Source organism: Wolbachia endosymbiont (group B) of Silvanus unidentatus (assembly GCF_964028615.1).
Classification (GTDB): Bacteria; Pseudomonadota; Alphaproteobacteria; order Rickettsiales; family Anaplasmataceae; genus Wolbachia.
Genome location: NZ_OZ034795.1, coordinates 864752 through 880370, shown reverse-complemented (window position 1 = coordinate 880370; position 15619 = coordinate 864752). Strand labels below are relative to the sequence as shown.

Below are 15619 nucleotides of genomic sequence, written 5' to 3'. Positions count from 1 at the left end.
TATTAGTTAATAGGTTTAGAGGTAAAATATGACTTATAAAAAGATAGAAAAACGTAGTATATCTTTTGATGCTACAAAATCAAAATTTTCAAACGATAGGTTTCAAATAGATTCCTCATCTAATGAGTCAATAGATACCATTGGTAAAAAATTTAAGTATGAAGTGAAACTTCCAGGTGTTATTCACACTACAACAAGAAAAAATAATGTTGGAAGCGGATTAAATGAGTTGGATCTAAGAAAGAAAAATGAAAACTCTTTCAAGACACCAATAAAGAATATTGAAGAATCAGATAGTAAGAGAAACCAAAGTCATTTGCTGTTTCAGGAGGACTCATTTCCAGAACTACCAGCATGTGCATATAAGCCAGCACTGCTGCCAAAACCATCAAAAGAAAAAATAAAGGAAGCTGTAGATAAAATGCGCAATAATAGAAAAGCTCATAATTCTGCAAGTGTTGAAAATGGTGTTAGTTCAGACAGGTTCAAAGTGCGCCCGTTCTTATGTAGTGATATAGATGGATATGTAGCTCCTGACAAACGTGACCGTAATCTAGAAAGGTGTAGGGTTACACATGATAGCAGTAAGCTTGAAGCACAAATGGAAAGAAAGCATGGGTTTCAATCAGATCCAAGTGTTAAGCATGTAAAGGCTGATACTGTAGTATGTTCTATTACTAAAGGTCATGACAAAAAAGGCGTTAAATCTGATGTCTCATATACACAAGAGCCTACATCAGAAATGTCTAAGGTTAATGTGAGAGAATTAGCAAATAGGTTCCGTGGCTAATCATTATTGGATTTTTCGAATAACAATTGCTTAAGATTTTATAAACTGTGCATATAGTACTCTATAAGAGAAAGAGAGGTGTGACAACTTCTCTCTTTCTTAACCACTTGCTGAAGAACGTTTATCTTCTGTGGCATCTGGTGATGGAGCAACTAATCTACTCAAAATCTCATCTTTTGGTCCCATAGCATAAATAACCCCATCTGACATGACGATCACTGTATTGACTACAGATAGTAGCTGTAGCTTATGAGTGATGATAACAGTGGTAGTATTTTGCTCTCTTGCAACATTGATTGCATTAATCAAGCGCGCCTCTCCATTACTGTCTAAGTTAGCATTCGGTTCATCAAGCACTAAAAGCTTAGTATTACCATAAAAAGCCCTTGCAAGTCCAAGAAGCTGTTTTTGGCCACCAGAGAGTATTACTCCTCCAGGTCCTCCTATTGTTGTATCATACCCATTTGGTAAGCTCAGTATTAATTCATGTATTCCTGCAATTTTTGCTGCTTTGATTATTTCTTCAGGATTTGGATCTGGTCTCATGCGGGCAATATTAGCTTTAACGCTCGTGTTAAATAACTCAATATCTTGAGGTAAGTAACCAACATAATTACCAAAGTTCTCTCGATTCCAAGTATATACATCAGCGCCATCTAGTCTGACTACACCTGATATGGGTTTCCAAACACCAACGGTTAGTTTTGCAATGGTCGACTTACCAGAAGCACTTGCACCAATAACACCAACAACATCCCCTGGTTCTATTAAAAATGATATTCCTTTTACTGTTGGCTTATTACTCCCATAAGGAGTAAAGAATACTCTATCAAATTCCAACTTCCCTTCAGGCTCTGGTAGAGCCATAGTTTGCTCTCTTTTTGGTGATGTTAGGATAAGTCTTTGCAGCCTGCCATATGACATTTTGGCTTGATTTAAAAATTTCCAAGTATGAACTGCTGCATCAAATGGAGCCAATACTCTACCCATCAAAATTGAGGCAGCAATGATACTACCAGCAGTTTTGTGAGCTGTGATTGCGAGTAATGCACCTGTTCCAATTACTGAAATTTGGAGAGTCGAGCGTAAAAACTTAGTAATCCCAGTAATCACATTAGAACGATTCTGCGCTGTAACTTGCATTGCACGATTTTGATCATTCCGTTTACACCAATCAGAAACTATAAATTCTGACATACCCATAGCTTCAACCACCTCTGCATTTCGTGTTGCAACATCTATAGCATTAATATTACGTATAGTTTCTTCATTGGTTTCTCTCAATATACGCTTAGTAGCAAGTTCATTCCATACTGCCATTGAAACTAATATAATAATTCCGGCAATAGCTATAAACCCTGTAGAGGTATGTATCATAAAGATCACAACAAGGTAAATTAGCGACCATGGAGTATCGAACAGTGAAAATATACCATTTCCTGTAATGAAATTTTTTATTACTCCAAGATCTCGTATTGCTTCACCACTTGAAGTTGAGCTTTGTACTGATGTTAACCTGATTGACCTTACTATTAGATCTGGTGTTGCAGTTTTATCAATCCAATCACCAATTTTAGCCATAGCTAAATATCGACAAGTTTCAAGCATTGCAGAACATGCAAACGCAGATAAAGTAATAATCGTCAGCATAACTAGTGTTGACACACTCTCGCTCGATATCACTCGATCAAGTACCTGAGAGGTATAAAGTGGCAAAAATAACATTAACGCATTAATCCCTGAGCTAAACCAGAAAATGAACCAAAACGCACTCTTGCACTTCTCTAGACAAGTATATAGTATACTTTGCTTTAATTCCTTTTTTATTGACGGAGTGATTTCCACAATCTTCCTTTTATTTAATTATATGTACCATATATAGTTTTTATTTCAAAAGTATTAACAGTTATTGCCTTACCATATCATTAATGTAATAAAATATTAATGATATGCGAATATAAACTTTTTCATGGAAATTTAGCAAGGCTATCTAATTTCTTCTCTACTATAACCTTATACGATAGCCTTGCCAATTGTTCTACGTTTTTCTTATCTACTACTCAATGACAGTTCTTACTATCACTCCTCTGAAAGTTGATGCTATCAGAGTCAGTGACTACAATCTGCATCTATTTTCCTCTTTCTATATGATCAGGAAGTATTACATATTCCAATGATCTAGCTGTAATTGCTCTTTTTCTCACACAAGATGGACTTGAATATACCCTTGGTCTATATCTTTCGAATTTAAAACAGTCAACAGTAATCCCCTCCTCAAAGTTAGAAAGTATTAGAGATGGAGATTTACTAACTTCCTTATCACTCACAGGATTATTTGCACTACCATAACTCACATGACGCGCTGCACTATGATTGTTACCACACTCTTCTCTTGAGGTTGAACTGCTTGGATTAAAAGGAGTCGAAAATATTGAATACCCATTGGTATCACCAAATCGTTTTATCAACCCACAGTTTTCTTCATTCATTTTTGTAATATTCTCGTGATTAGCACCTTCTGATAAGCTTGATGAAGCGATAAGATCTTCTTTTTTCTTACTAAAGATATTGCCTATTTTTAGCTTAGTTGCAACATTCTTGAATTTGTTTTTCGGAGCTTTTGGTTTAATTTCTGAATTCTCATTTATAGTAATTACACATGATGGATTATCTAACTTGTCCATTGTATTTTGTACTCTACTGTTGCGTCTTGAACACAGACTAAGTTTTGCTGTTAAATCATTCAAAACAGGTGAACTTTTTTTACCTTCTAAAGACTTATTCGAACATAGTAGTGCACTACCACCCCTACTCATTTTCTGAGGAGAAATATTGAGTTTGTCTTTACTCTCTAATCTAGTTTCATGCGTAAACTTGTAAAGTTCATTTTCCAATCGTGAAATATCTTCTGCATTCTTTATTAATAGTTCCAATATTGAGTTGTATTCCTCCAAATCATGATCCCCTACTTTTGTCTTAGCTAACTTTCCTGTAGCCTCTTCAATTCTGTTCATTTTTTCAGTATAGTTTTCTATCTTACGTTTAACAGGTTCTTTTTGAAGGCCAATCACTAAGTTGTATAAGATAAGTAAAAATGATATCGAAGAAAATGCAATGGAAATCCAGGTAGGAATTTCTTCCTTTTCAGATTCTGCATTATTATACTTAATGCAAACAGAAATAATCACACTTGATATTGACATGGCCAGATTATAGTAGTCTAGAAGCTTTTTGCTTCTTTCTTGATCTTCCATGTTAAGTTTATCATATTTCCTTTTTTTGTTTTCCCTTATTTCATAAAAGAAATCTAAAAATAACCTCAAGATATTTGTGTCACCATGTTTAAAAGCATAATCTAAAGCTGTTTTTTTTGCATTATCCTTTATATCAAAATTTATCTTTTCATTTAAAGTTTTCTCTCCGGTGCTGATTGTTAGGTAGAATAAGGCTTTAATAGCTTTTTCCCTTAAGTGCTCATTTTGTTTACGCTTTTCTAAAACTAACTTTTTCAAAAATTGACCTTGCTTAAAATCCTCATTTATAGTTTTTTCAAAATCATTATCACTCATTACAAGATAGTGTAATGCTGTTCTTCCAGATTTAGATACAACATTTAACATTTTCTTATTATAGGGGTAATGATTATCTTTCATAAAATATTCTATTAACTCAGCATTAAGGCTCATGGCAGCTAAATGTAGAGGTATAAGCCCTTGACTGTTTGTGTTAAAAAGTGGTACTGTGTTCCTAATAGTTGACTTAGCAATACTTTCAATAACATACTGAGAGAATTCTATGTCGTTGGCAAGAGCAGCCATGTGTAACGGTGTATTGTCATTTTCATCATATAACACTTTGATGCTAGCAGCCACCTTTTTACCTACAAGTTCTTTTGACACAAATTCAAGACATTCCTTATTGCCGCTCAAAATAGCTGCAAATAACAACTTTTTTTGTGTATTTTGTTCTAAAAAAATACCCTTTGGGCTTTTTTTTACCAAATACTTAACGCATTCTACTCTTCCACTGAGGATAGATAAGTGTAGTAAAGTTTGTCCATCCTTATTTTTCTTACTTAATATTTCTCCCACTCTCTCTTTTTTAAAAAGGTGCTCAAGGCATGATTTATTACCAACACGTGCTGCCATATGAAAGACGGTGTCACCGTTGCTATTCTCACGCAAAACCTCTTGATAAACGTCAAATTTCTTCTCTTCCAACTTTTTTTCTATCATGCTTAAAAACGATAAATCAAGTTGGGCAGCAAAATGTAAAGGGGTGTTTCCTTCATTATTACTCTTATTTACTTGCATGCTTCTGTCTATTAATAGACTCACACATTTTTTTCTTAGTTCTGTTTCTGTATTACTCGATAGAGCTAAGTGTAGGGCCATATTTCCTTTGTGTGTTTCTGTGCTTAAATCGTAATCAGGAAATTTCTTGAGTAAAGATGTTAGACAATCATACTTCCCGTACATTGCAGCTAAATGTACAAGATCTCTTCCATAATCACCTTTGGATTGAAGTATGCTATTTCCTATATTTTCATAAAATAGGTCTATACAATATGAATTACCATGTATAATAGCAATATGTAAGGGGGTGTTACCTTGTTTATTCTGAACAATTTTTGCACCTGATTGAGTAAACAATTTCATTAGCTGGTTATTTCCATGTTTTGCAGCTATATGCAATGGGGTGTTACCATCTACATTTTCTTGATTAATTTCACTTTTTAGTCTACCTAAAAATTTTAGATGCTCTATAAGAAAATTTATGGCATTTTCTTGAGTTTCTGAGTTACCTACAATCTTATGAAAAGGATTCTCATTATATTTATTTTTTAAAAATTGTACTTGATTATCAATGAAGAATTTTATGCACTCAGCATTTCCAGATTGCACAGCATAGTGTAATGCGTTATTTCCATATTTATCTGTTTTAATTTTCTCCCTATCAAAAATTCCTTTTGCTGTCAATATTTCTTTTAAATATTCTAGGAGGTTAGGACTTCCGCTTCTGGCAGCATAGTGTAACTCGGTTTTATTATTGGTAGTGCAACTAAAATCTGCTTCATTTTCTATGAGAATTTTCAAGCATTCTTTATTGCCAGATTTAGCCGCATAGTGTAGTGGTGTTTTACCATCTCTATCTTTATTCCTTACTGCTTCTTTAATGTCAAAATTAGAATTTTCTATCACAAAACATAAAATATCTTCTTTACCCGACTCAGCTAAATAATGTAGAAGTGTTTTATCATTACTATCTGCAAAATTCTCCAATTTTATAATCAATTCTCTGCCCATACTAAGAATTAGAGATACAGCTATTTCAACATGAATATCATAATTCCTATTTTTCTTTTGTCCTTTCCTAATTCTTTCAATAGCCACTGTTAATAGCGAAGAACCATCATTACTTATTATATTCCATCCATCTTGACGAAATTTTTCAGCTAATGAATCACTTATATTTTCTGCTAAAATCCTGCTTTTTATACAATCAAGATTATTAGTACATATATTATAGTTTTCTTCTTGAGTTACTTTATTAATATAATCATATATGATTATTAGGTCTTGCTTATTGACTTTATCTTCTGAATTGCCTTGTAATGAAGAGAGGTCTATCTCACTAATTGCTCTGGCCATAACAACGTTTCCCGCAACAAATAAACCTGAACTGAGTGTCTTTGCGCTTGTACTAGATTTAGCTTTGAAAACACTAATAACTGTGTCAAATTTATTTTTGAACATACTGTACCTCATAAATAATAATGCCGGTAAGGCTTTAGTAGATACCACTGTAATTTTTAAGCCTACAAAAATTCACCAGCGGCCGCATTATATAGTAGATAATTTTTTGTGCTAGTAATATTTTTCTAATTCCCACTTTGGCCTTGGTGCAAAGTCAAGAGAGTCTACATAGCTTCTCTGTAACCTTTCAATTCCTGTCCATCCAACCATCACTGCATTGTCTGTACATAAATTGCTTGGAGGAGAAAGCACGTTCAAGTCTATGTGCTTTTTTAATCTCTCTTTCAGGAAATTATTTGCTGCAACTCCACCAGTAATTACAAAATCATTGATTTTAATATTTAAAGATACAGCGATACCAATAGCATTTCTGACTCTATCGAGTAATATGTCGCTAATACACTCTTGAAACGAAGCACACATATCACACACATCCTGTTCACTCATTACAAATTCTCGTGCTAAGTTTTTTACCGCTGTTTTAATTCCAGAAAATGAAAGGTCACATCCAGAACGTTTTATCATTGCTCTTGGCAGCTTAAATCTCATACCATCACCTTTTTTAGCTAACTCTTCAATTAATGGACCTCCCGGATAGCTTAGACCCAGCGTTTTAGCGACTTTGTCAAATGCTTCTCCTAATGAGTCATCAAGCGTTTCTCCAAGTTTGATGTATTTACCTACATCCTGTGCAATTAAAAATTGGCAGTGACCACCTGATATCAGCAGGACTAAAAACGGAAATTCAACCTCATATAGTAGCCTAACAACTAACGCATGTGCTTCTAAGTGATTAACTGCAATAAACGGTTTTTGTGTTACGTGTGCAATTGCTTTAGCCATCATTGTACCAATTATTAATCCACCTATGAGTCCTGGTCCTGATGTTGCTGCAATTGCATCTAGATCACAAAAGTTAAGGTTAGATTTTTCCATAGCACTTTTTATTAAACCACTTAAATGCTTCATATGAGCACGTGATGCTATTTCAGGAATCACTCCACCGCACTTTTTGTGCTCTACCTGAGAAAGAATTTCGTTAGCAAGCACTTGCTTATCACTATTTACAATCGCAACTGCAGTTTCATCGCAACTTGTTTCAATCGCTAAAATGGTTTTCATATATATTTGAACTCTTTAAATTGCGAGAACTATAACTTGAAATGTTGAAGAAGTGAACTTTGTTCTGCTGAGCTAATTATCATCTTCAAATATAGAACCAATTTTTTTGCTTCCAGGAGAAAATTTATTAGTCCAACTGCTTTGTACTTTGTTTATATCTTTAAAAGCAGTTTTATCGCTATATTCCTTTACTTCTTTATCTATTCTCTCCATTATTTGTAGATCCAGGTAGCTCTTTTTCCATTGGTTAGTAGCAAGAAATACTCTGTTTAAATCTTGAGTGCGAATTAGATATTCTTTATCTTTAGGATAAACTTCCTGAGCCCAAGCAAACAGCTCAAAATAGCGTGCGAATAACTCAGACGCACGTGATTTTGGAGTTTGGTAAACTTGTATCTCCTTAAATATAATTTGACCAATAATTTTTTGTACCAGAATATTTGACTGCTTTAAGTTCTGCTCAATATCCTGATAAACTTTATAGAGAAATTCTTGCTCTAAGCTTAAGTTCAGTTCATTTTCAACCATATGTGAAAGTTCATGTACTATGATGTAAGGATTTGACCTTCTTAGCACAATAACATACTTATTTAAACCAGAAGAACGAATTGTCTTACACACTCCCTCTTCCATATCCACTAATCCTTCTTGATATATTTCAAACGAGAGTCTAGTTTGCTTTATTATTGACAAAGTGAGGTTTAATGTATTTCTAAACTTCTCAAATTGATAGAGATATTTGACATATTGTATTACGTTTTCACTATTTCCTACTTGAGTTGCTTGTTTTATTAAGTTCCTGATTAGCATGCTTCATTATTAAAGGAATTTTCTTTATGCTCAAGAATTATAAAGTGTTTTCAGGAAGTATAGCTAAAAAAGTTTAATTTACTTACATTCCGCTACTTATTATTAGCCAAGAGGTATCACGTCAGTATGACTTAGGAATGTACTAGATATAAAAGTGCAATATCAAATATATTTTACTAAAAATCAATCAACTTTTCACATGTTTGCTCTTCATAAAAGAAGCTCAATGTTATCGTAGTACCAAGTTTTGCTTCACTTTGAATGTTGAAAGTCCCACCCATTAACTCTACTAATTTCTTGCTTAGAGGTAATCCGATACCTGTGCCTTCGTTTCTATATCCCGAATCTGCTTGGCCAAAAACGGACATAACTTTATATATGTCCTGCTGCATTATCCCTATTCCATTATCATGAAACTCAATAGTTAATAAATTTTTTTCTATATTCTCTTTAATAATCATTCTTATTAAACCACCTTGAGGAGTGAACTTGATAGCATTTGATAACAAATTTATTATAACTTGCTTCATTCTTTTGGGATCGGCGATAACTAATAATTGTTTATCAGATATCTCTTTCTTTAAACTAATCCCTGTTTCTTTTAGTTTAGGTGATAACATTTTTAAGCACGAATCTATTATCTTATTCAGATTAAACTTCACTTTCTCTACTGTTAAACTACTTGATTCAGCTTTAGAAAAATCGAGCACATCATTAATCAAAGCAAGTAAATGTGTACCAGCATTATATATATCGTCTACGTATTCCTTGTATTTAGAGTGATCTACCGAACCTAAAGTTTCATTTTTGATCAACTTTGCAAATCCAATAATAGCATTAAGAGGTGTACGCAACTCATGTGTAACACTTGCAAAAAATTTTATCTTATTTGCATTTTCTTGCTCTAATGCCTCTTTAACCCTTTGTAATTCAATATTAGTTTTATGCTGCTTGGCTAGCATTTGGGTATTGGAAAAGTGCAAATAAAGCATTATTAGTATTAAGATAACCAGTAATAAGCCCATTAATATTGAAAATAGACTATATACCATAATATAAGAGTCATTATAGCTTTGAATGATCTTCAAAAAAAATGAAGGCTTAATGTCATCTTCATGAAATATAGGGAAAGTAGAAGTTAATGTATTTCCTGTAGCGTAAAATATTTCTTGATTGCTTAGCAATTTATCAATTTCATCATTTGTAAGCAACTGCTCATAGTCATGACCTTGAGTATTAAAATTACTGAAAATTACTCTGGCATTTTGATCATACAGTATTAAGCTAAAATTTCTTACTTTGCTTACTGATTGTAACAATTCAGCACGCAATTTTACCAACTGGTTTATGTAATCAAAACTGTTATATTTAATATGATGTTTTTCTATTAGTAAATAATGATATTTTTTTATTATACTATTTTCCAATAGATCTTTTAAGTTTGCATTTGAATTACGGTAAAAAGAAAGAAAATTATTCTTTAATGAATAACTGCGGTATATTGTGCCCAATAAAACCACAAAAATTAATAAGAATAGCGAGATAATTTTTGTATATCTATTTGTTTTTAGTGTAGTAAAAATTAATTTACTTAATTTATACATATTCTTCTCATTGTGAAATAACGTCTTTTATGGTATTAATAAAAAATTAGCATATCATACTTTTATGACAATTTCTCCTATCTTGCCAGTTTATTCTCCTATTAACATAAATTTTTCTTATGGCAAAGGTATTTACTTGTATGATATCGATAATAAGCGCTATATAGATTTTCACTCTGGAATAGCTGTTAGCAGTTTAGGTCATGCCAACCCACGATTAACTGATGTCCTAAAATTACAAGGAGAAAAACTATGGCATATATCAAATACCTATAATATATCTACTGCCAACAAATTTGCAGAAAATTTAATAAACAACAGCTTTGCTAATACTGTATTTTTTGCAAATTCTGGATCAGAAGCAGTGGAATGTGGACTTAAAATCGCTAGGGCCTATCAAAATGGAAAAGGTAATAAAAATCGCTATAGAATTCTAACATTTCATGGTGCATTTCATGGAAGGACATTTTTAACTTGTGCAACAAACGATAGACAGAAATTTTCTGAATTACTGAATCCTTATATTGACTGGTGTGATAACATAGAGCCCAATATTGAGAGTGTAAAGAAAGCAATTTCTAATGGCATAGGTGTTATATTAATAGAACCAATACAGGGACAAGGTGGTATTAAAGTAATGAGTGAAGTCTTCATGAAAGAGCTAAGAGAACTATGTAACGAAAACGACATACTGCTATTTTTTGATTGCGTTCAGTGCGGTGCTGGCAGGACAGGAAAGTTATTTGCATCTGAACACATAGGAATTAAGCCTGACATATGTGCTCTTGCAAAAGGAATAGGAGGAGGTTTCCCTCTGGGGGCTTGTCTTGCAACTGAAAAGGTTGCTAAGTACATGGCGGTCGGTATGCATGGTTCTACTTTTGGTGGTAATCCACTTGCAACTTCAGTAGGTAATGCTGTATTGGATGAATTGCTCGGCCCTGGCTTCTTAGAAAATGTTGAAGTTAGAGGTAAGTCTTTAAAAAACAAACTAGAGGACTTAGCAAGCAAGTTTCCAATGATAGAAGAAGTGAGAGGAAAAGGGTTGATGCTAGGAATAAAAGTAAAAATGAATAACCAAAAATTTGCAGAAGAGCTAAGTCACCGTGGTTTACTCACTGTTGGAGTAACATCAGATAACGTTGTAAGAATCTTGCCTCCACTCATTATCACTGAAAAAGAGATTGATGAAGGCATTGAAATCCTCACTCAGTATTTATCTGAAAAGTTCTAGTTAAAAACTAAACCTTCCTGCTCACTAGTTGTTGGCTGTATCAAAATTGCAGATAAAGCAGTAGATACAACTTTATCAGCTACTTCATTTGTACACTTTGCCTTTTCCTGTTCTCTTATCAGTGTAAGCTCATTTATATCACTTAGTGAGTCAAATTTTGTTATATCCTCAAATATAAACGATTGCACGATGTCTTTCGGAATATTGAGAAAAGCCGAGTTACCAAGCGATAATGTTATATCTAACAAACTTTTCATTGAGCCGTTTCTCAAAACACATTTAGACAGTTCTCCTAAAAGAATTGGCACTCCAAAAATAAAAAATGCTCCTCTCACTAAATAGGTCGTTATTTCACATAACAATGCACCACACAAAAGTGCTAGTGGTCCAAATACTATAAAACCACAAAGTAAAGGCAATGGCATGTTCTCGCCTAATGATATTTTACCTATAAGGATCATAGAAGCCCAAAACCCAACGAATAGCATAGCTTCACCTAAGTATATCCTTTCTTTAGAGCGTTTGCTAAAGTTTTCATTACATAACTTACGAAGATCATTATTAACCCTTGCTCTAAAAATAGTATGGCTATTTTCTAACTGTGGTACCGACTTCACCTTTGTAAGCAAGGGAGTTCGATCATAGCGCTTTACTCCATGACGCCACTTATGGCACCTTACAATTTCATTAATTACCATACTAATTCGATCATTGATCTTGCATAATTTGCTTTCTTGATATAAATCTCCTTGATAATACTTTTCTCTAAATTTCACACAGTCTAATTTCTTTAAATCAGATAAAAAATCTTTAATTTCTTGTGCCATTTTATCAGTATCACCTCTGTAGCCTACAGCTTTCAAAATTGCTGCTAAGTGTTCATTTTCAATTTGAGCAATTGTTCTATCTAATGCACGTATATATTGCTTGGATTGAAAATATGAGATGATTTTTTCTTTACATCTATCCTCATTGCCTTCGTACAAACTATTTCTTTTGAAACTGCTGTCATGTTCTTTGGCAATTTCTAATGCATGGACCAATACATTTTGCGCCTTCACACTACTTTCACAGTGACAGTTTCTTATTATGTGTACATACGCTCTTGCACTGGTATCTCCAGATTTATCTATATTGTACGCTTTAGCCAAAAAGACTAAATAGTCAAACCCTGCCCAAAGATAATACATTACCTTTGTTATAGCACTCCCCACAGAAAATAAAGCTGAGCGTGTGCAAGATAATTTACCGTTGTTTTTAATTCTGTTCTCATATGAACGAAGGTATGCCTCTGTACTTTTTAAAATCCTATGTAAATCTTGTTCTGTCTTTTTGACATCAAAATCATTTATATCATGAACTTTTTCATACGTTTCTTTTATCAAATCACTAGAAAACTTCTTCAGAGGTGAATCATCAATATTTCCTAATGCATCAATATTTTTACTAATATAGATTTCTATTTTTCTTCCAAGTTCTTCTCCCATTCTATTTTTTAGCAACTTATTGTATTTATTAGTAGCTGGAAACAAAACTTTCTGACAAAATTTCTGTGGTTCCTTTTTAAAATTTGCTAAGATCTTATTCACAAATAGCTCAACTTCTTCACCTGCAGCAGCGAAAAACCATGATTGTCTGCTCTCATTACGTTCTCTATTTCTTCCAAGATTCTGTAGGGCTTCAGATGGATTATTGAACTGACTAACCGAATCTGCAAATATTGATGCAACATGATTATATTCACTATCAAATCCACGACCTTTCGATCCATCTATAACCGTTGTCAACGCATATTTAGCCAATGAATCAAAATCTCTTTTTTCATAATCACAATAAAGAGTTCGATATCCACCTATCTGATTACGTATTATCGCTGAAAAGAGTCTGTTTTCTCCAATATCAAGATCATTTTTCCCAATTCCTGCAAAGATACATTTATTTTGTTTGCAGAAATCAATGAGACTATGTAGTATACCTTCCTCTCTTTCCATGAGGTCATGGAGCTCTTTGCTTAAGCGCCAATTATCAACTATTAAGCTGCATTGCTCATTATCACTTTTACTCAGTGCTTCAATTACTGTCTTTATTTGCAGTAAGAGCTCATCTCTAGCAAATTGCTCACTAAAGCCTTTTTCCTCTAGGTAGCTTATAATATTATTATCATTAGTGGTGCTAACATTCTTTTTAACATCTTCTATCAATCCAATCAAACCTTCTCTTCTTTTTTTATCTAAGGTAATATTATCACACTTCATTAAATATAAGAGAGTAAGATCGATCATTGAATGCATTACTCTATATTTTAGATATTCAGCAGTACTACTGAAATCCACCTTTTCTTTTAATTCAGATATCTGCTCTTCTGTCAAACTAGGATGTTGCTTTTTAACGCAGCTTATAAAGTTCGCTTCGCGTAACTTGAGCCTATAGTCTTGATAAGAAATCCCTTCAGGCTGAAATTTATTATACACTTCATAACGTGTACTACCTTCATATACTAAATTATCTCTACCCTGCAACGCAAAGTTAAGATTAACTATACTATTTACATCATCAGCTAAAAGCAGAGCACTTTCTCCAATTGGGCTTTGCACATTCCATCTTATAGAAGTTAATAAATCATCGGTATCAACAAGCTTATTGTAATTAAAAACTTCTTCGCTCTCTTCAACATATTCATAAGCTGGGCTCGATTTTTCTCTAGTAAATAAGCTACGCACGTTAGCAAGAAATCTAGAAAGCAGTTCTTTTGACTCTACACCAGTTGCTTTAGTTAGTACCCACCAAATTGGCAACATTACTATACCAAATATAAACATAGAAATTGTATAATATAAGTTTCCAATCAAAGCAGAATACAGCCAATAATCTGAAGTTAGACCAATTACAGCAGCAACATTACTATTTATAACAGGAAATAATGTAATCATAGGTATTATAGTAACAGCAATATTCACTACAAATGCTAGAGTGAAATTTGTTCTCCTATTGGTTTTTGCAATAACACTTGCTGTTTCGATGGCGTTTGCAATACAACGTCTACTCAATCTTGTCGGGCTGATAACTTTTCCGCATCTATTTAAAATCCTTCTCTTTGGTGTTGCAGTGAGGTAAGTCGTAGGATATTTCTCATCAAGCTTGCACATGTTCTCAAAATCCTGCTGCTTATTAATACTGTCTGCTTCATCAACACTAATCCACAACTTGGTATTTTGGTCTTTTAATTTCCGATCATTTTCTTGCTGTAATAGCAGGTCATGTGTTATTATAATTATTGTAGGTTCAGTTTCCTGCAGTGCATTTTTAATTTCCTCAGCAGTTTTGGGTGTCCTAATGTTTACAGTAAATGCACTACTCATCATTTTTTTAGCTTGGTTTACTAGATCACTGTTTGGTACTGCAACCAGATGATGAAATCCTGCTTGGGTTAGTACATGACTCAGTATTCCAATGTCGTAAGTCTTACCAAATCCAGTTTCTGCATCGATCATAACATTACAGTTAGTAGTAGAAGGGTTGCGTAGATGTTCTAATACCCCTTCAACAACAGGTTTACGACGTGCTACTATTATAGATTCCTTTGTATCATCAAGTTTTATAGATTCACCTTTTAGCTTGCAGTTGATTTTTTCTAAGCTACTTATAATACTTTGCCTTTCTTGATTACTGATAGAACTCACACATTACCCGCTATAATTATTACAATATTAATTGTATGTTAATTCAGTAAATTGTCAATTCTATGGACAAAAAGCTGATTTCAACTATCATATTAATATGAATATATGCCTCGGAATAATTACTTCTCCCCATGGAATCAAAGGAGCTGTTAAGATAAAAACCTTTACTGAAAAGCCCGAAAATATTTTCCTATATGGTGAACTAATAAGCGGAAGTGAAAATTATAAAATAAGCTTGGTGTCTGTTGTCAGTAATAATTTAGTAATAGCAACAATTAGCGGTGTGAATTCCCGTAATGAAGCAGAGCTTTTAAGAAATAAAAAGTTATATATAGAAAGAGATAAGCTACCACAGTTAAATGATGAGGATGAATTTTACCAAGATGATCTTGTGAATATGGAAGTAAGACTAGAGAGTAATGAATTATATGGCTATGTGAAGTCTGTGAATAATTTCGGCTCGGGGGATATATTAGAAATTTTGGTTATCAGCACAAAAAAAAACATTATGTTATCTTTTACTAAAGAAGTATTTCCATACATCAACATGAAGGAAAGGTATATAGTAATCAACATGCCAGAATTCATTGGCCAATAAAAATTTTGATATTTGTATAAAGTTA

The 15619-nt window shown here is 33.2% G+C and carries 9 protein-coding genes; 3 read left to right on the top strand and 6 right to left on the bottom strand.

What is annotated here, in order from left to right; genetic code table 11:
• Positions 1-28 precede the first annotated feature (28 nt).
• Positions 29-790, top strand: coding sequence for a hypothetical protein (locus tag ABWU65_RS04035; RefSeq protein WP_007302202.1), 762 nt, complete (start codon positions 29-31; stop codon positions 788-790).
• Between the two features lie 99 nt (positions 791-889).
• On the opposite strand, the gene ABWU65_RS04030 is transcribed toward ABWU65_RS04035, so the two are convergent.
• From ABWU65_RS04030 to ABWU65_RS04010, 5 genes are all read right to left on the bottom strand, one after another.
• On the bottom strand, positions 890-2635 hold the full coding sequence (locus ABWU65_RS04030) for a type I secretion system permease/ATPase (RefSeq protein ID WP_007302201.1): 1746 nt from the start codon (positions 2633-2635) through the stop codon (positions 890-892).
• Between the two features lie 284 nt (positions 2636-2919).
• A complete protein-coding gene (locus ABWU65_RS04025) occupies positions 2920-6546 on the bottom strand; it encodes an ankyrin repeat domain-containing protein (protein WP_353280330.1) in 3627 nt (1208 codons plus the stop codon).
• A 111-nt stretch (positions 6547-6657) separates the two neighbouring features.
• Complete coding sequence (gene tsaD, locus ABWU65_RS04020; RefSeq protein WP_007302199.1) at positions 6658-7668, bottom strand: tRNA (adenosine(37)-N6)-threonylcarbamoyltransferase complex transferase subunit TsaD; 1011 nt, start codon at positions 7666-7668, stop codon at positions 6658-6660.
• A gap of 72 nt (positions 7669-7740) precedes the next feature.
• A complete protein-coding gene (locus tag ABWU65_RS04015) occupies positions 7741-8478 on the bottom strand; it encodes a hypothetical protein (RefSeq protein WP_012481913.1) in 738 nt (245 codons plus the stop codon).
• Between the two features lie 176 nt (positions 8479-8654).
• Complete coding sequence (locus tag ABWU65_RS04010; protein WP_010403276.1) at positions 8655-10082, bottom strand: sensor histidine kinase; 1428 nt, start codon at positions 10080-10082, stop codon at positions 8655-8657.
• A 64-nt stretch (positions 10083-10146) separates the two neighbouring features.
• On the opposite strand from ABWU65_RS04010, the gene ABWU65_RS04005 reads away from it, so the two are divergent.
• Positions 10147-11316 carry an aspartate aminotransferase family protein gene (locus tag ABWU65_RS04005; protein ID WP_052264687.1) on the top strand — a complete coding sequence of 390 codons (1170 nt, stop codon included), beginning with the start codon at positions 10147-10149 and terminating at the stop codon, positions 11314-11316.
• On the opposite strand, the gene ABWU65_RS04000 is transcribed toward ABWU65_RS04005, so the two are convergent.
• Entirely contained in the window at positions 11313-14996 is a 3684-nt protein-coding gene (locus ABWU65_RS04000; RefSeq protein ID WP_353280329.1) for a DEAD/DEAH box helicase, read from the bottom strand. The two genes, ABWU65_RS04005 and ABWU65_RS04000, sit on opposite strands and share 4 nt — an antisense overlap.
• A 97-nt stretch (positions 14997-15093) precedes the next feature.
• Between ABWU65_RS04000 and rimM the strand changes: the two genes are divergently transcribed.
• The gene (gene rimM, locus ABWU65_RS03995) at positions 15094-15594 is read left to right on the top strand and encodes a ribosome maturation factor RimM (protein WP_019236768.1); all 501 of its coding nucleotides are present in this window, start codon (positions 15094-15096) and stop codon (positions 15592-15594) included.
• The last annotated feature ends 25 nt before the right edge of the window (positions 15595-15619 follow it).

Bases quoted from the DNA above. Each gene is read 5' to 3' on its own strand.
- ABWU65_RS04025 (WP_353280330.1), bottom strand. From the start codon at position 6,546: ATGTTCAAAAATAAATTTGACACAGTTATTAGTGTTTTCAAAGCTAAA.
- tsaD (WP_007302199.1), bottom strand. From the start codon at position 7,668: ATGAAAACCATTTTAGCGATTGAAACAAGTTGCGATGAAACTGCAGTT.
- ABWU65_RS04035 (WP_007302202.1), top strand. From the start codon at position 29: ATGACTTATAAAAAGATAGAAAAACGTAGTATATCTTTTGATGCTACA.
- ABWU65_RS04010 (WP_010403276.1), bottom strand. From the start codon at position 10,082: ATGTATAAATTAAGTAAATTAATTTTTACTACACTAAAAACAAATAGA.
- ABWU65_RS04005 (WP_052264687.1), top strand. From the start codon at position 10,147: ATGACAATTTCTCCTATCTTGCCAGTTTATTCTCCTATTAACATAAAT.
- ABWU65_RS04015 (WP_012481913.1), bottom strand. From the start codon at position 8,478: ATGCTAATCAGGAACTTAATAAAACAAGCAACTCAAGTAGGAAATAGT.
- rimM (WP_019236768.1), top strand. From the start codon at position 15,094: ATGAATATATGCCTCGGAATAATTACTTCTCCCCATGGAATCAAAGGA.